Source organism: Alistipes timonensis JC136, from assembly GCF_900107675.1.
In the GTDB taxonomy this organism is placed as follows: Bacteria; Bacteroidota; Bacteroidia; order Bacteroidales; family Rikenellaceae; genus Alistipes; species Alistipes timonensis.
In genome coordinates, this window is sequence record NZ_FNRI01000005.1 from 42,491 (window position 1) to 58,379 (window position 15,889).

Below are 15,889 nucleotides of genomic sequence, written 5' to 3' on the forward strand. Positions count from 1 at the left end.
AATTATTCTGCCTTTTCCTCGGCAACGGCCTCTGCGACCTCAGCCACAGCCTCGGCGGGAGCGGCAGCAGGCTCCTCATAGGGAGTCTCGACAGCGGCAACAACCTCTGCCACGGCAGCCTCCTCGGCATCGACCGAAGCCTTCACGGCTTTTTTGATGCGGGGCTTGCCCTCCTTCTTAACTACAGCACCCTCGGCATCAGCCTCCTGTGCTTCCTTCTCCTTCTCGAGTTTGCGCTCCTCGGAGCCCTCGGCGATAGCGGCGCACATGGCTTCGAGAACCACGGCGATCGACTTCGTAGCATCGTCATTTGCAGGGATAACGTAATCAATGTCGGTCGGATCACAACAAGTGTCTACCATTGCAAATACGGGGATGCTGAGGCGCTTGGCCTCCTTCACGGCGTTGGATTCCTTCTGTACGTCAACAACGAACAGAGCGGCCGGAAGACGCGTCAGGTCGGCGATCGAGCCGAGGTTCTTCTCCAACTTGGCGCGCTGGCGGGAGATCTGGAGTTTCTCCCGCTTGGAGAAATTATCGAACGTGCCGTCGGTGTTCATCTTATCGATGGTGGCCATTTTCTTGACGGCTTTACGTATGGTGGGGAAGTTTGTCAGCATGCCGCCTGCCCAACGCTCGGTGACGTAAGGCATACCTACGGCTGCCACCTTTTCGGCAACAACGTCCTTGGCTTGTTTTTTGGTGGCTACGAACAGCACGCGGCGACCGCTCTTGGCGATCTGCTTGATGGCCGCAGCAGCCTCATCGATCTTCAGCACGGTCTTGTGCAGGTCGATGATATGGATGCCGTTCTTCTCCATGAAGATGTAAGGAGCCATTTTAGGGTTCCATTTGCGCTTCAGGTGACCGAAGTGCGCACCGGCTTCCAGTAATGTATTAAAATCTGTACGTGACATTTTAATTCAATTCGTTGGTTTAATTTTAATTCTCTTTTCATCAACTCAGGCGGGTAGCGGCCTTGCCGGTCCCCTGAGTTTTCCGCGGCGCGGCAACCTCCTGGTAGTACCGTAATATATATAGGTAATCCGAAAGGTTTGGAAACCGTCGCCGTGCGTTGCCGAAATTCCGGTCGTGCGTATTAACGCTTGCTGAACTGGAACTTGCGGCGTGCTCCGGGCTGACCGGGCTTCTTACGCTCAACCTCGCGGGGATCGCGCGTGAGGAATCCGGCCTTCTTCAGTACCGGACGCATCTCTGCGTCGATCTCGCACAGTGCACGTGCGATGCCCAGACGAGCGGCCGAAGCCTGTCCCGTGATACCACCGCCATCGAGGTTGATGACGATGTCGTAATTCTCCACGGTGTTGGTAGCCAGCAAGGGCTGCTTCACCTGATACTGGAGAATTTCGAGCGGGAAGTAAACTTCAAGCGCTTTGCGGTTGATTGTAATCTGACCCTTGCCCGGCTTCACGTATACGCGAGCCACAGCGGCCTTGCGACGACCTACGGTGTTTACAACTTCCATAACTCTTACTTAATCTCGTTTAATTTAATGGTCTTCGGGTTCTGTGCGGCGTGGGGATGCTCCGCGCCGGCATATACCTTCAGGTTCGTGAGCAGCTTGTCGCCCAGACGGGTTTTGGGCAGCATGCCTTTGACGGCCTTCTCGATCAGGAAGGTCGGTTTCTTGGCCAGATAGTCGGCAGGCGTAGCGAAACGCTGGCCGCCGGGATACCCGGTGTGACGCGTGTAGACCTTGTCGGTCATTTTGTTGCCCGTGAGCTTCACCTTCTCCGCATTGATGACGATAACGTAGTCACCGCAGTCGACGTGGGGGGTGTAGCTGGGCTTGTTCTTGCCTCGGAGGATCTTCGCGATCTGCGATGCAAGACGTCCCAATACCTCGTTCGTAGCGTCGATGACGACCCACTCCTTGGTCACCGTCGATGCATTGGCCGAGATAGTCTTGTAGCTTAATGAATCCACTTTTGTTTACGTTTAATTTAACTTATTGTAATCCGTTTCCCGCACTTTGCGGGTGCGCAAAGGTACGAAAAAGTTTTCGAACTGCAAAACCAAATGAAAATCAAAATCGTAAACAATGCAAAAAAAGCCGCAACCGCCCCGTATTCAGGGAAGTTACGGCTTTCATCAATGTCCGGAAACGCTGTCAGGGCCGGGGCGTATATCCGCCGGACGACGGACCGAATTTCGGTTTATGCGCTGCTGCCGGCTTCACCGGGACCCGGAAATCGACCGGAAGCGTATATTTCACCCGCACGGGCTCGCCGCCCTTGCTGCCGGGGGTCCATTTGGGCGACTCGGCCAACACCCGCACCACCTCCCGCGAGAGGATCGGGTCGGGCGACCGGATAATCCGCACCGACGACACCGTGCCGTCGGGCTCGACGACGAACGAAGCCACCACACGCCCCTCGATGCCCAATTCAAGAGCCTCACGCGGGAATTCCACCGCCTGCATCACCCACCGGCGGAACTCCGGCAGGCCTCCGTTCTGGTATTTGGGCATCACGTCGAGCGAATCGGGATTCTCGCCGAGCTCCTCTTCCTGCCCGAAAGCGAACATCTGCGAGATCCGGAAACGGACCTTTTCACCGCCCGCCACGGCGGGGGTCCACAGCGGGGTTTTATCGACGGCCAGGCGGACCAGCCTGGCGAATCCCGAATGCTCCTTCGGGGCGCTCACTTTGATGCCGCTCATCGTCCCGTCGGGTTCGATGACGAACCGCACATTGACCCGCACTTTGGGAACGGCAGCGCCGGGGTCCAGCAGGCTGTCCACCTGCCGGCGCACCCATTCCCGAAAGACTCCGGGCGAACCGCCGCAGAAGCGCGGCAGGCTGTCGGCGGTCGTGTAGACCGTATTGTCCTCGGAATAAAGCCCGTCAGGACCACGCTGCAAAAGCAGGTCGAAACGCAGCCGGAAATCGACATTGTGCTGCTTGCCGTCAGTGCTCAGGGGTGTCCACAGGGGCGACGAAGCGATCGTCCGCTGAATCTGGTAGGCGAAATCGGGATCGCTGAAGCGCGTCGTTTCCACCCCGCGCACCTTACCTTTCCCGTTCACCGAGAACGACACCTCGACCCAACCCTCGTCCCCGCGGTAGAAAGTCTTGTCGGAGAACTCCACATTCCGGAGCACCCAGTGTTTGAAGTCGATCAACCCGCCGCCCTGGAATTTCGGCAGCTGCGTAACGACCGTGGGTTTTACGCCCGGCCGCTGAAGGTTGAAATCAATCGGAATGGAGAGCCGCACCCGCACGGGCCGGCCGTTCAACTTTCCCGGCTCCCAGCGAGGCGACCGGCGCACGACGAACAGCGCCGCCTCGGAGAGCAACGGGTCGGGCGACGTCAGCGCCTCGGCATTCGAAACTTTGCCGTCCGCCCCGACGACGAAACTCACCACCACATGCCCTTCGATGCCGTAGATGACCGCCTCGCTGGGATAGCGCAAATGCTCCTGCACCCAGCGGCAAAAGTCGAGCGTCCCGCCCCCGTTGAACGAAGGCATCGGGTCGGCCAGCAGGTAGGGTTCGGTCGTAAGGGTATCGATCAGCGGCAGTCCGTCCGGTGTTTCTACCGGACGCCCGGCGGCGGTAACCGCGTGGAGCGCAGCGAAAGCCGCCATCAGCAGAATCAGCTGTTTCATCGCAAAAGAGGTTTAGTGATGCAGTCGTGTAAATATAACAAAAAAAGCCGCAGTGACCAATTTGCGGTGCAAAAAAACGGGCTCCGAAAAATTCCGGAACCCGAATTCGTCAGAATTGCGTGATCTGGGACCTGCCCATCCGGGAGGAGTTTGCCGGACGTCCGTCGCCGCGGTACTCACGGCCGGCCGGAATCCGGAAATCGACGGGAATCGTGCATTTGACCCTTACGGCCTTGCCTTTCTGCTGTCCCGGCGTCCATTTGGGCGAACGTTCGAGCACTCTGAGCACCTCCCGCGAGAACTCCGCTTCGGGAGATTGCAGGATTTTCACATCCGACAGCGATCCGTCCCGGTTGATGATGAAAGTCGCCACGACACGCCCTTCGACACCCTGTTTATACATATCGACGGGATATTTCACATTGGTTTTCACCCAGTTGCGGAATGTCATGACATCACCGCCCTGGAATTTCGGCATCTGTTCCACGATCAGAAAAGCATCATCCCCATCTTTGGGCGAATCGGCCTTTACCCGTTCGGCCGCCTTACCGAAAAGCAGTTGCAGTGAAGCCTGAATACGGACCTTTTCGCCCTGCATAACGGCAGGAGTCCAACGGGGGACCGAATCGAGCGCCTTTCCGATCCGTTCGACAAGCCATGCCGGAGTCCGGTCGTCGACCGACAGGTTGGTTATCGAACCGTCTTTCTCGATCACAAGGCGCAGGGACGTGCGTACATCGATCAACTCTCCGTCAGGGTCCCGGTCGCCGACCCGTTCAGCAATCCATTCCCTGAATTTCACCGGACCGCCCCCTTCGAACGTCGGCATCGTGTCGGCTTTTCTGTAAGGAAAATGGTCTTCGGCGTGCAGTTTTCCGTCAGTCCCGCGGCGAAGCACGATCTCCATCTGCAACCGCTCCCTGACATCGGGAGCTCCGCCTTTCCGGGCAGTCCATCCGGTCGATTCGCGCACGATGCGGAGCACCTCCCCGTCCAACGAATCGTCTTCGGAGGATTTTTCCACCTCCACATCTTTCACTTTGCCGTTTTTCGCCACCCGGAATGCCAGAGTAAGCCGAAAAACATCCCCTTCCTGATAACAGTCCCCGGAAAAAGTCAGGTTTTCCCGCACATACCGGCTGAAAGCGAACATATCCCCGCCCTGAAAAGAGGCGGGCTTCCCCGAAAGGGTCTGTTTGCCATCAGTCCGGGATGAGGCTGTAACGGATACGGCCGCAGTCGCGGCCAGCAAGAGAAGAAGAATTCGTTTCATAAGACCAAGATGCATTTAGACTTATTAAAAGTAGAAAATTTTCTCCATACAACAAAAAAAGCCGGAAACAAATCCGGCTTTTTCCAAAAATTAAGTCTCTGTTATCCGAGGAACGAGAGCAGAATACCCGCGGCAACCGCCGAGCCGACCACACCGGCCACATTGGGCCCCATGGCGTGCATCAGCAGGAAATTCGACGGATCGGCCTTCTGACCCTCGGTTTGCGACACGCGGGCAGCCATCGGCACGGCCGAAACGCCTGCCGAACCGATCAGCGGGTTGATCTTGTTCTCATCCTTCGAGAAGAAGTTCATCACCTTGGCCAGCAGCACGCCGCCGGCGGTACCCATGCCGAAAGCGATCACACCCAATACGAGGATGAAGAGCGTCCGGGGATTGAGGAACGCCTCGGCCGTAGCCGTAGCGCCCACCGTGAGGCCCAGGAAGATCACGACGATGTTCATCAGCTCGTTCTGCACGGTCTTCGACAGACGGTCCACCACGCCGCACTCCTTCATCAGGTTGCCCAGCATCAGGCAACCCACCAGCGGCGTGGCCGACGGCAGCAGCAGGGCGATGATGACGGTGATAATCAGCGGGAAAAGAATCTTCTCGGTCTTCGACACCGGACGCAGCTGGCGCATTTTGATCTTACGCTCCTTCTCGGTGGTCAGCGCACGCATGATGGGCGGCTGGATAACCGGCACGAGGGCCATGTAGGAGTAAGCGGCCACAGCGATCGGACCGAGCAACTCGGGCGCGAGGATCGCAGTGAGGTAGATCGACGTAGGACCGTCCGCACCGCCGATGATACCGATCGAACCGGCCTCCTCGGGCGAGAATCCAAGCGCATAGGCGCCGATGAACGTGAGGAAAATACCGATCTGCGCCGCAGCTCCCAGCAGAAAGCTCTTGGGATTGGCGATCAGCGGGCCGAAATCGGTCATGGCACCCACGCCCACGAAGATAAGGCAGGGGTATATGCCGAGCTTCACGCCCAGGTAGAGGTAGTCCAGCAGTCCGGCCTGCGCCACGAAGATGTCCCAATGGACGTGCCCTCCGGCGAAGAGCTCAGTGTGATAGAGATTGGCTCCGGGGAGATTCGTCAGCAGCATACCGAACGCGATGGTCAGCAGCAGCAGCGGCTCGAACTTGTGTTTGATGGCCAGATAGAGCAGGAAGAAAGCCACGCAGATCATGACCAGGCTTCCCCACCCCATGTTGGCGAAAAGGCCGGCGACACCGGTCGACTCGACAAAGGTTTCCAGACTTTCCAGCACGAAGTTGGAGCCGGAAGTCAATGCACTCCACATAAGCCTACTCGATTACGATTAAAACGTCGCCTTCCATTACCGTAGCGCCCTGCTGCACGAGGACCTGTTTGACAACGCCGCCGCGGTCCGCGTCGATGTTGTTCTCCATCTTCATGGCCTCGAGCACGACGAGCGTCTGTCCCGCAGCGATCGTGTCGCCTGCGGCGACCTTCACGCTCAGCACGGTGCCCGGGAGGGGGCATTTCACGCTGTAACCCGACGAGGGGGCGGCAGCGGCAATACGCGGCGAGGGAGTCGCCGAGCTGGGGGTTATCATGGCGCTGTTGGCCGACTTGGGAGCCGGTGCAACCTGGGGTTTGGAAACCGTCGAGGCTTTGGCCCCCTCGATCTCGACTTCGTAATCCACGCCGTTTACCACGACATGCGCCACCGTCGAGGTCTCGTTTACGTTGTCGATCTGGACGTTATAGTTATGTCCGTTGATTTTCAGTGAGTAATCTTTCATTTTCTTGTTTAGGTTATTTCCGGTCGGGAAGCTGGGTTAAACCGTGAATTTTCGAATTCCAGGGCGAATAGGCCCGCTTGATGTTGAGAATGGTCAGCACTTCGGATTCGCGGTCGTGCAGGGCGCCCTTGTAGATTTTGAGCGCCGTGGCGATGGCCGCGATCTCCTCGGGGCTGATCATCGGCTGCGCGTCGACCTTCTTGCCGACGGCGGGACGTACCCGGAAGCAGGCGCCGAAGGCCTTCATGATGAAGATCAGCGCCACCAGCAGGATGAACACCAGGCTGAACCCGATCAGCGACACCCAGAGCACCTCCGACCATCCCCAGCTCATTGCTTGCAGTATCATAAGCTATCAGTCTTTACAAGGGAATATTCGAATGCTTCTTGGCCGGGTTCTGCAGACGCTTGGTAGCCAACGACTGCAGGGCGCGGATCACGCGGAAACGCGTGTTGCGCGGCTCGATCACGTCGTCGATATAACCGTAGCGGGCGGCATTGTAGGGGTTGGAGAACTTGTCGTTGTACTCCTTCTCCTTCTCGGCCACGAACTTGGCTTTCTCCTCGGGATCGGCGATCGCGGCGACCTCCTTGCCGTAGAGCACCTCGACGGCGCCGCTGGCGCCCATCACGGCGATTTCGGCCGTCGGCCATGCGTAGTTGATATCGCCGCGGATGTGCTTCGACGACATCACGATATAGGCGCCTCCGTAAGCCTTGCGCAGCGTCACGGTAACCTTCGGCACCGTAGCCTCGCAGTAAGCGAACAGCAGCTTCGCACCGTGGGTGATCACGCCGCCGTACTCCTGGGTCGTGCCCGGCAGGAAGCCCGGAACGTCCACGAGGGTGACGATCGCGATGTTGAAGGCGTCGCAGAAACGGATGAAGCGCGCTGCTTTGCGGCTGGCATTGATGTCCAGCACGCCGGCCATGTATTTGGGCTGGTTGGCGATGATGCCCACCGACTGTCCGTTGAAACGGGCGAAGCAGGTGATGATGTTCTTGGCATAGCCCGCAGCCGACTCGAGGTACTCGCCGTCGTCGACGATGGCCCGGATGACCTCGCCCATGTCGTAGGGCTTGTTGGCGCTGTCGGGGATGATGTCGTTCAGCGAATCCTCCAGACGGGTGATCTTGTCCGTGCAGACAGCCAGCGGAGCATCCTCCATATTGTTCTGCGGCATGTAGGAAATCAGCTTCTTAATGAGCGCAATACCCTCCTCCTCGGTGTCGACGGCGAACTGCGCCACGCCCGACTTGGTGGTGTGCATCGTAGCTCCTCCGAGCTGCTCCTGCGTCACGTCCTCGCCCGTCACGGTCTTCACGACCTTCGGACCCGTGAGGAACATGTTCGAAGTCTCCTTCTTCATGATGATGAAGTCGGTCAGCGCGGGCGAATAGACCGCACCGCCGGCGCAGGGACCGAAGATGGCCGAAATCTGCGGGATGACGCCCGACGACATCACGTTGCGCTGGAAAATGTTGGCGTATCCGGCCAGGGCGTTGACACCCTCCTGGATACGTGCGCCGCCCGAGTCGTTCATGCCGATGCACGGAGCGCCGTTGCGCATGGCCATGTCCATGACCTTGCAGATCTTGTCGGACATCGACAGCGACAGCGAACCGGCCGTCACCGTGAAATCCTGTGCGAATACATAGACCAAACGTCCGTCGATCGTTCCGTAACCCGTCACCACGCCGTCGCCGAAGGTGTGCTTCTTCTCCATGCCGAAGTCGTAGCAGCGGTGGGTCACGAACATATCGAACTCCTCGAACGAACCTTCGTCGAGAAGCATCTGAATACGTTCACGAGCGGTGTACTTGCCTTTGTCGTGCTGTTTGTCGATCGCCTTCTGGCCACCGCCCATGCGGGCCGTTTCGCGGTTCTCGATCAGTTGGTTGATCTTATCCTGAATCTGGCTCATATCTTTATTTGTTTTTGTTTTCGCAAAGCTCCGTCAGAATGCCCTGGGTCGACTTGGGGTGCAGGAAAGCGATGGTCATGCCCTCGGCTCCCTTGCGCGGGGTCTTGTCGATCAGGCGGATGCCCTTGGCCTCGGCGTCGGCGAGCTGCTCCTCGATGTTCTCACAGGCCAGAGCCATGTGGTGAATGCCGATGCCGCGGTTCTCGATGAACTTGGCGATCGTCGACTCCTCGGACGTGGGTTCCAGCAGTTCGATCTTGGTCTGCCCCAGCATGAAGAACGCCGTGCGGACCTTCTGGTCGGCAACCTCTTCGATGGCGTAGCACTTCAGGCCCAACACGTTTTCCCAGTAGGGAATTGCTTCATCGAGACTCTTCACGGCAATGCCAAGATGCTCGATATGAGAAACTTTCATAGCAACAATTAAATTTAAGTTAGTGAATATTTATGTGTTGTTTCGTTCGTTGTTATTTTGCGAACACAAAGATAGACGAATCTTTCAGAACCGCCAAAATTCGACGGACTTTTTTTGGCAATAGTTTGGCTTCGAAATTCGCAGGATGTGTCCGAAAGTACGATTCGGGCACCGGACGGCTACGGGCGGCCCCGGAAAAGTTGCGGTTCGAAAGCCGCCGGAAACAAAAATCCCGCCCCTCGGGCGCACAAATCGTATTTTTTCCTATCTTTGGGGTCGTAACGACCCTTTTATCAGTCGGAAGGTTTTGCAAAGCCATATGCAATTCGGTTTTGGAACAAGCGCATTTTTTTCCTATCTTTGTCGTGCAATCCGCAGCAGCGGGTTGTCTTGGCTCAACGGAAAAATCTGGAAAATTTATCTTAGCAGCCAAGTGCATATCCTGCTTGCGGTGCAACCTGCGCCGTATGGCATGGAATATGGTTTCCTACGTCATTACGGCGCGGGCTATATGCGCTTACTGCTACAAAGGTTTTCCAGAGCCGTCCGTTGGGTAAGCAAACAGTAGTCCGCGTTCGTATTTTATGTTACGGGCGCGGCACGGGCGTTTTCCAAAATCCACTGCATCATGAAGCATGACAACCGCCGCCGCAGCGACAACAACCGTTTCGACCACGAACGCCTCCGGTTCGCAATCCGTGCATCGGGACTCTACACCGGGCTTTTCGCCCGGCGAATCGGCCTTTCCGACAGTGAACCGCTCTACGAAGTGCTGACGGGCCAGGCGCCCCTTACCCCGGCGCTGGCCCGCCGCATCCACGCCTGCTATCCGCAGATCGACCTGGAATGGCTGATGACGGGCCTCGTCGGGGACGCCGAACCTCCCGCGGCCGGTCAGAGCGACGTGTAAATCTGCATGAGGCGTTCCGCCACGGCATATTCCGAGAAAAGCTCCGCACGGCGGCGTTCGCGCTGGCGCATCGTCTGCCGCCACGACTCGTCGCAAAGGGCGTTCTCCAACGCCGCGACGACCTCGCCCGGCGCCTCGGGATTCACGTAGGCGGCGGCATTGCCGGCGGCCTCGCGGTTGAGCCGCGTATCGCTCAGCACCATCGGAAGCCCTGCGCGCAACGCCTCGACCACCGGGACGATCGACGCCTCGGACCGAACGTCGGGCAGGTAGGCGAAGACCCGCGCCATGCGGAACAGCGCCGGAAGGTCTGCGGGCGTCAGTTCATAGATAAAATCCACGCGCGCGGCAAGGTGCCTCTCACGGGCATAGCGGAGCAGAAAATCCGAATAGACCGTGCGGCGGCCGCAGACGACCACCCCGACATTCGAATCCAGCGCTGCGAGCGCATCCAGCACCGCCTCGTGGTTGTGATGCGGTTCGACCGTCCCGAGCATCAGGATAAACTGCTCAGGCAGACCGTATTTGCGCCGCGTATGTTCCAATTCCGCCCGAGCCGGCGGTTCCTGCGGCACACGGGCCGCGAGCGGCATCACGACCTCGATCTTCGAAGGGTCGATACTCAGGCGTTCCGACAGCTCCTCGCGGGCCGGGGTGCTGACCGTGATGACCCGCTGCGCCTGCCGCAGCGCCCGGCGGTAGAGGCGCAGGGCGATAAGCCGCTCGGAGAGGCTGTAGAGGTGCGGATAGCGCAGGAAATTGAGGTTGGGGACGGTCATCACCGCCGGGACGCGCCCCAAATGTACGGAGAGCGGCAGCGAGAAGCTGAAGCCGTGGAAGAGATCGACATCACCATGATGCTTTGCATCAACGACATATTCATGTTCCGGGGCGTAATGCGCCAGCACGTCTGCAAGGTGCCGGCAGTAATTGCCCCGGGACGTGACCGGGGCCGTATCGAGTCCTATTTTCATAACTTGTTACTGAAAAATTGTTCCATCTGGCAAATAATCGTTATCTTTGGTGTCGTAACGACACTTTTATTTTTCGTGTCTTCGGATTACAAAACAAGGCTCTCTATGAAGAAAGTGCTCCTTATCCTGTCGTTCGCAGCCGTCGCGGCTTCGGGTGGCGTCATGGCCCAGAACGTCGTGCTCGGCGACCGGGTCCCCGAGCTCAAAGTCTCGAAATGGCTCGACGACAACCAGCCGGCGGCCGCTCCGGCGACCTACATCGAGTTTTTCCACTCCTCGAACCCCGCCTGCATCACCTCGCTCAAACGCCTGAAGGAGATCACCGACAAAACCGGGGCCAAACTGCGCGTGATCGTCGTCACGAAAGAAGACGCCGCGAAAGTCACGCCGCTGCTCAGGCCCTACCTCTCGAAGCGGATCGGCGCAGCCCTCGGCTCGGAAAAGGGTTTCACCGCCTTCGGCGTGACCTATGTGCCGTTCGGGGTGCTCACGGATGCCAGAAACCGCGCGGTATGGATGGGCAACTCGCTGCAATTCAATGAAAAACTGATCGAACAAACAACCAGGTAACACTCCATGTCATTCACCAAGATAGACCACTACGAAAAAGAGTACGCGGACATGCATCACGATACGGCCCTCAACGTCACGGAAGGCGTTGAGGACCAGCCCATAGTAAGCCCTTACTTCAAACGCCGCAAGAAGCGTGCGCTCTCGACCGGGGAGTACGTCGCGGGCATCCTCGCGGGCAATATCACCACACTCTCGCAGGCCATCACGCTGGTCGAATCGTCCAACCCGGCGCACTATGCGCAGGCGCAGGAGATCATCGAGGCGTGTCTGCCCCACGCCGGGAAATCGGTCCGCATCGGCATCACGGGCGTCCCGGGAGCCGGCAAATCCACGTTCATCGAAGCCATCGGCAACATGGTCGTCTCGCTGCGCCACAAGCTCGCGGTGCTGGCCATCGACCCCTCATCGGAACGCAGCGGAGGCTCGATCCTCGGCGACAAGACCCGCATGGAGAGCATCTGCAACAACCCTTCGGTCTTCGTGCGCCCCTCCCCTTCGGCGGGATCGCTCGGAGGCGTGGCCCGCAAGACGCGCGAGACGATCGTGCTGTGCGAGGCCGCCGGGTTCGATGTCATCTTCATCGAGACGGTGGGCGTCGGGCAGTCGGAAACCGCCGTGCATTCGATGGTAGACCTCTTTATGTTATTGCAGATCTCGGGCGCGGGCGACGAATTGCAGGGCATCAAACGCGGCATTATGGAGATGGCCGACCTAATGGTCATCACCAAGGCCGACGGCGAGAACATCCACAAGGCGGAGTTGGCCCGGACGCAGTTCCAGGGTGCATTGAGGTTGTTCCCGGTGCCCGAATCGGGCTGGCGGCCCAAGGTCTACACCTCGTCGGCGGTGGCCAAGACAGGTCTGGAAGAGGTTTGGAAAGGCGTCGAGGAGTATCTCGAACACATCGAGAAAAACGGCTATTTACAGCACAACCGCAACCGGCAGAACAAATACTGGATGTACGAAACGATCAACGAAGCGCTGAAGGAGAGTTTCTACCGCGATCCGGCCGTCGAAGGGCGCATCGGGGAGTACGAGAAGCGCGTGCTGGAAGACCGGATTTCATCGTTCATCGCCGCCAAAGAGTTGTTGGCAATCTATTTCAAAGATACGGCCGGGAAGTCGGAATAATCCCTCCGCCGTCCCGTCACCGGACAAAAATACCGCCCTTCGTGATGAGGGGCGGGATTTTCGTATGCGGAAGGAACGTCTTACGCGATCTCGGGATGTTTCACGTAGATTTCGCGCAGGCGCCCGGCCAACTCCGGAACGCCTTCGGCAGCACGTTTGCGGATCACCTCCAGCGGATTGCGGATGCCCCGGATGGCAGGGCGGCCCGGATCGACCACATAGACCGGGATTTCGGGACGCACGCACCGCACCAGCGACGCCGCAGGATAGACCGCCAGCGACGTGCCTATCACCACAAAGATATCGGCCTCGGCGGCAAGCGCCGAAGCACGTTCGAACTCGGGAACCGGTTCGCCGAAGAAGACGATATGCGGACGCAGCAGCGAACCGTCGGGAGCCACGTCGTCGAAGCCCTGCTCGATGCCGTCGAACGGCACGATGAGCGACGGATCGTCCGACGAGCGCAGTTTGGTGAGTTCGCCGTGGAGGTGGAGAATGCGCGTCGAGCCGGCGCGTTCGTGCAGGTCGTCGACATTCTGGGTGATGACCTGCACATCGAAATCGCGCTCCAAAGCAGCGACGGCCCGGTGTGCGGGGTTAGGTTCGGCAGAGAGCATTTCGCGGCGGCGGTCGTTGTAGAAGCGGATCACGCCCCGGCGGTTAAAGTCCAGGGCCTCGGGGATGCAGACCTCCTCGATCTTGTAATTTCCCCACGTCCCATCTGAGTCGCGGAACGTCGCAAGGCCGCTGTCGGCGCTGACGCCGGCGCCGGTAAAGACTACGAGTTTTTTCATGGCATGGATAGTTACGCAGGGGTAAAGGTACGAAAATTATGGCATAGTTCATGCAAGATTCAGCCGATGTATACAAAAACAAAAAAATTCACACTATGAATCAGCAAAAGCACAACACCGAGGACACCCTGACAGACATTTTCGGATCCAAAGAGATGCGTTCGCCGGCTCCGACGGAATTCATCCCCAAGGACAAGACCGCACCCGAAATCGCCTATCAGCTGGTCAAAGACGAGACCTATCCCCAGACCCAGCCGCGGCTGAACCTGGCAACCTTCGTGACGACCTACATGGACGACTACGCCACCCGTCTGATGAACGAGGCCATCAACATCAACTACATCGACGAAACGGAGTATCCCCGCGTAGCGGTGATGTGCGGACGCTGCCTGAATATCGTCGCCAACCTGTGGAACACCCCCGAAAAGGCCGAGTGGAAGACCGGCGCACTGGGCATCGGTTCGTCCGAAGCCTGCATGCTGGGAGGCGTGGCCGCATGGCTGCGCTGGCGCAACCGCCGCAAGGCCGCCGGCAAACCCTTCGACAAACCGAACCTCGTCATGAGCACCGGATTCCAGGTCGTATGGGAGAAGTTCTGCCAGCTGTGGCAGATCGAAATGCGCACCGTGCCCCTGACGCTCGACAAGCCCACGCTCGACATCGAAGAGGCCCTGAAGGTCTGCGACGAAAACACCATCTGCATCGTGCCCATCGCCGGTGTGACCTGGACGGGTCTCGACGACGACATCGAGGGGCTGGACAAGGCCCTCGACGCCTACAACCGGAAAACCGGTTATGAAATTCCGATCCACGTCGACGCAGCGTCGGGCGGTTTCATCCTGCCGTTCCTCCGCCCCGAAAAGAAATGGGACTTCCGCCTCAAATGGGTGCTGTCGATCTCTACGTCGGGCCACAAGTACGGACTGGTTTACCCGGGACTCGGATGGGTCGTATGGAAGGACAAGAAATACCTGCCCGATGAAATGTCGTTCTCGGTCAACTACCTCGGCGCCAACATCACGCAGGTGGGCCTGAACTTCTCGCGCCCCGCAGCGCAGATTCTCGGACAGTACTACAATTTCATCCGCCTGGGATTCGAGGGTTACCGCGAGATTCAGCAGAACTCGATGGACATCGCCCGGTACTGCCACCAGCAGATCGGCAAGATGCCGTGCTTCCGGAACTACGCCAAGGAGGTCGTCAACCCGCTGTTCATCTGGATGATGAACCCCGAGTACGACAAGAAGGCCAAGTGGACGCTCTTCGACCTGCAGGCCGCACTGCAGCAGAGCGGCTGGATGGTCCCGGCCTACACCATGCCCAAGAACATCGACGATCTGATCGTCATGCGTATCGTCGTGCGCCAGGGTATGTCGCGCGACATGGCGGACATGCTGCTGGGCGACATCCGCAATGCCGTCGCCGAGTTCGAGAAACTCCAGTACCCCACCCCCTCGCGCATCAAATACGAGAACAAAGAGCACCAGAAAGGCAAGGTTTACACGCATTAATCAATGCTGGAAATCTCCGGCAAACGGCCCCGCTTTGGAAAATGAAGCGGGGCCGTTTTCCTGCGCCCTGCCATACGACGCATCCCGATGCCAAACTGGACAATATCCGCGCATCCGGGAACTTGCCGAAAGCAAAAAAATCCGTATCTTTAACGCGTTTTTACCCGACGCGTGTGATTATGACAGAAACCTTCCCGATCTTCCTGACCGTCATGGCCCTGCTGGCCGGCGTGGTCTTCGCTGCACTCCACTTTTTCGAAGCCGGATACGGCTACCTCTTCGACCGACGCTACGGGCCTCCCGTGCCGAACAAAGTCGGCTGGGTGGTAATGGAAGCCCCGGTCTTCGTGCTGATGTGCATCTTGTGGGCCTCGTCCGAACGGATGTGGCAGACCGGGCCGCTGGCACTGTTCCTGCTCTTCCAGGCACACTACCTTCAGCGGGCCTTCATCTTCCCGCTGCTGATCCGCGGCAAGGGCAAAATGCCCCTGGGCATCGTCCTGATGGGCATGGCGTTCAACACCCTCAACGCCCTGATGCAGGGCGGATGGATTTTCTACGTCTCGCCTGCGGATTACTACGCCGACTGGTTCTCACAGCCCTACATCTACGTCGGCGGAGCGCTGTTCCTGGCCGGCATGGCCATAAACCTCCATTCGGACCACATCATCCGCAACCTGCGCAAACCCGGCGACACGCGCCACTACATTCCCCGCGGCGGAATGTTCCGCTGCGTTTCGTCGGCCAACTATTTCGGCGAACTGATGGAGTGGACGGGCTTCGCCATCGCCTCGTGGTCGTGGGCGGGCGCGGTGTTCGCATGGTGGACCTTCGCCAACCTCGCACCCCGCGCCGCGTCGCTGCGTAAACGTTATGAACAGGAGTTCGGCGAGGAGTTCACGAAACTCCGCCGAAAACGCATCATCCCTTTCATCTACTGACCGTCCGGCTTTAGGGGCGACGGACACCCCGC

General features: G+C 58.6%; 17 protein-coding genes. 5 read left to right on the plus strand and 12 right to left on the minus strand.

The window, feature by feature from the left end; genetic code table 11:
* Positions 1 to 2: 2 nt before the first annotated feature.
* The 10 genes from rpsB to mce form a co-directional block, all read right to left on the minus strand.
* The gene (gene rpsB, locus BLU78_RS07795; protein ID WP_020693273.1) at positions 3 to 917 is read right to left on the minus strand and encodes a 30S ribosomal protein S2; all 915 of its coding nucleotides are present in this window, start codon (positions 915 to 917) and stop codon (positions 3 to 5) included.
* Between the two features lie 182 nt (positions 918 to 1,099).
* Positions 1,100 to 1,486 (minus strand): 30S ribosomal protein S9, encoded by a 387-nt coding sequence (gene rpsI / locus BLU78_RS07800; RefSeq protein WP_010260168.1) that lies wholly within the window; start codon positions 1,484 to 1,486, stop codon positions 1,100 to 1,102.
* Between the two features lie 5 nt (positions 1,487 to 1,491).
* Positions 1,492 to 1,947 carry a 50S ribosomal protein L13 gene (gene rplM, locus BLU78_RS07805; RefSeq protein WP_010260171.1) on the minus strand — a complete coding sequence of 152 codons (456 nt, stop codon included), beginning with the start codon at positions 1,945 to 1,947 and terminating at the stop codon, positions 1,492 to 1,494.
* 184 nt (positions 1,948 to 2,131) lie between these two features.
* A complete protein-coding gene (locus BLU78_RS07810; RefSeq protein WP_010260174.1) occupies positions 2,132 to 3,631 on the minus strand; it encodes a TonB family protein in 1,500 nt (499 codons plus the stop codon).
* Positions 3,632 to 3,740: 109 nt separating this feature from the next.
* Entirely contained in the window at positions 3,741 to 4,904 is a 1,164-nt protein-coding gene (locus tag BLU78_RS07815) for an energy transducer TonB (protein ID WP_176791128.1), read from the minus strand.
* Positions 4,905 to 5,005: 101 nt separating this feature from the next.
* Complete coding sequence (locus tag BLU78_RS07820) at positions 5,006 to 6,217, minus strand: sodium ion-translocating decarboxylase subunit beta (protein WP_044106204.1); 1,212 nt, start codon at positions 6,215 to 6,217, stop codon at positions 5,006 to 5,008.
* A gap of 4 nt (positions 6,218 to 6,221) precedes the next feature.
* The gene (locus BLU78_RS07825) at positions 6,222 to 6,683 is read right to left on the minus strand and encodes a biotin/lipoyl-containing protein (RefSeq protein WP_010260180.1); all 462 of its coding nucleotides are present in this window, start codon (positions 6,681 to 6,683) and stop codon (positions 6,222 to 6,224) included.
* Positions 6,684 to 6,696: 13 nt separating this feature from the next.
* Positions 6,697 to 7,032, minus strand: coding sequence for an OadG family protein (locus BLU78_RS07830; RefSeq protein WP_229096371.1), 336 nt, complete (start codon positions 7,030 to 7,032; stop codon positions 6,697 to 6,699).
* Positions 7,033 to 7,045: 13 nt separating this feature from the next.
* Entirely contained in the window at positions 7,046 to 8,608 is a 1,563-nt protein-coding gene (locus tag BLU78_RS07835) for an acyl-CoA carboxylase subunit beta (protein ID WP_010260184.1), read from the minus strand.
* Positions 8,609 to 8,612: 4 nt separating this feature from the next.
* Positions 8,613 to 9,023, minus strand: a complete 411-nt coding sequence (mce, locus tag BLU78_RS07840) for a methylmalonyl-CoA epimerase (RefSeq protein WP_010260187.1) — start codon at positions 9,021 to 9,023, stop codon at positions 8,613 to 8,615.
* 628 nt (positions 9,024 to 9,651) lie between these two features.
* Here mce and BLU78_RS07845 point away from each other — a divergent pair.
* Entirely contained in the window at positions 9,652 to 9,933 is a 282-nt protein-coding gene (locus BLU78_RS07845; RefSeq protein WP_010260190.1) for a hypothetical protein, read from the plus strand.
* Here the strand turns inward: BLU78_RS07845 and BLU78_RS07850 are convergent.
* Positions 9,918 to 10,907 carry a glycosyltransferase family 4 protein gene (locus BLU78_RS07850; RefSeq protein WP_010260193.1) on the minus strand — a complete coding sequence of 330 codons (990 nt, stop codon included), beginning with the start codon at positions 10,905 to 10,907 and terminating at the stop codon, positions 9,918 to 9,920. The genes BLU78_RS07845 and BLU78_RS07850 overlap by 16 nt on opposite strands.
* A 105-nt stretch (positions 10,908 to 11,012) precedes the next feature.
* On the opposite strand from BLU78_RS07850, the gene BLU78_RS07855 reads away from it, so the two are divergent.
* Together BLU78_RS07855 and meaB are read left to right on the plus strand one after the other, a co-directional pair.
* Positions 11,013 to 11,477 carry a hypothetical protein gene (locus BLU78_RS07855; RefSeq protein WP_010260196.1) on the plus strand — a complete coding sequence of 155 codons (465 nt, stop codon included), beginning with the start codon at positions 11,013 to 11,015 and terminating at the stop codon, positions 11,475 to 11,477.
* 6 nt (positions 11,478 to 11,483) lie between these two features.
* Complete coding sequence (gene meaB / locus BLU78_RS07860) at positions 11,484 to 12,611, plus strand: methylmalonyl Co-A mutase-associated GTPase MeaB (protein WP_010260199.1); 1,128 nt, start codon at positions 11,484 to 11,486, stop codon at positions 12,609 to 12,611.
* 80 nt (positions 12,612 to 12,691) lie between these two features.
* Here meaB and BLU78_RS07865 read toward each other — a convergent pair whose 3' ends face one another.
* Positions 12,692 to 13,405: an SIR2 family NAD-dependent protein deacylase gene (locus BLU78_RS07865; RefSeq protein WP_010260202.1), complete on the minus strand. Its 714-nt coding sequence runs from the start codon at positions 13,403 to 13,405 to the stop codon at positions 12,692 to 12,694.
* A gap of 95 nt (positions 13,406 to 13,500) precedes the next feature.
* On the opposite strand from BLU78_RS07865, the gene gad reads away from it, so the two are divergent.
* Complete coding sequence (gene gad / locus BLU78_RS07870; protein WP_010260205.1) at positions 13,501 to 14,916, plus strand: glutamate decarboxylase; 1,416 nt, start codon at positions 13,501 to 13,503, stop codon at positions 14,914 to 14,916.
* Positions 14,917 to 15,095: 179 nt separating this feature from the next.
* On the plus strand, positions 15,096 to 15,857 hold the full coding sequence (locus BLU78_RS07875) for a DUF1295 domain-containing protein (protein WP_026020622.1): 762 nt from the start codon (positions 15,096 to 15,098) through the stop codon (positions 15,855 to 15,857).
* The last annotated feature ends 32 nt before the right edge of the window (positions 15,858 to 15,889 follow it).

Coding starts and splice junctions, on each gene's coding strand:
- BLU78_RS07825 (WP_010260180.1), bottom strand. CDS start 6,683: ATGAAAGATTACTCACTGAAAATCAACGGACATAACTATAACGTCCAG.
- BLU78_RS07850 (WP_010260193.1), bottom strand. CDS start 10,907: ATGAAAATAGGACTCGATACGGCCCCGGTCACGTCCCGGGGCAATTAC.
- rpsI (WP_010260168.1), bottom strand. CDS start 1,486: ATGGAAGTTGTAAACACCGTAGGTCGTCGCAAGGCCGCTGTGGCTCGC.
- BLU78_RS07830 (WP_229096371.1), bottom strand. CDS start 7,032: ATGATACTGCAAGCAATGAGCTGGGGATGGTCGGAGGTGCTCTGGGTG.
- BLU78_RS07875 (WP_026020622.1), top strand. CDS start 15,096: ATGACAGAAACCTTCCCGATCTTCCTGACCGTCATGGCCCTGCTGGCC.
- mce (WP_010260187.1), bottom strand. CDS start 9,023: ATGAAAGTTTCTCATATCGAGCATCTTGGCATTGCCGTGAAGAGTCTC.
- BLU78_RS07845 (WP_010260190.1), top strand. CDS start 9,652: ATGAAGCATGACAACCGCCGCCGCAGCGACAACAACCGTTTCGACCAC.
- BLU78_RS07855 (WP_010260196.1), top strand. CDS start 11,013: ATGAAGAAAGTGCTCCTTATCCTGTCGTTCGCAGCCGTCGCGGCTTCG.
- BLU78_RS07820 (WP_044106204.1), bottom strand. CDS start 6,217: ATGTGGAGTGCATTGACTTCCGGCTCCAACTTCGTGCTGGAAAGTCTG.
- rpsB (WP_020693273.1), bottom strand. CDS start 917: ATGTCACGTACAGATTTTAATACATTACTGGAAGCCGGTGCGCACTTC.
- meaB (WP_010260199.1), top strand. CDS start 11,484: ATGTCATTCACCAAGATAGACCACTACGAAAAAGAGTACGCGGACATG.
- BLU78_RS07865 (WP_010260202.1), bottom strand. CDS start 13,405: ATGAAAAAACTCGTAGTCTTTACCGGCGCCGGCGTCAGCGCCGACAGC.
- BLU78_RS07810 (WP_010260174.1), bottom strand. CDS start 3,631: ATGAAACAGCTGATTCTGCTGATGGCGGCTTTCGCTGCGCTCCACGCG.
- BLU78_RS07815 (WP_176791128.1), bottom strand. CDS start 4,904: ATGAAACGAATTCTTCTTCTCTTGCTGGCCGCGACTGCGGCCGTATCC.
- BLU78_RS07835 (WP_010260184.1), bottom strand. CDS start 8,608: ATGAGCCAGATTCAGGATAAGATCAACCAACTGATCGAGAACCGCGAA.
- gad (WP_010260205.1), top strand. CDS start 13,501: ATGAATCAGCAAAAGCACAACACCGAGGACACCCTGACAGACATTTTC.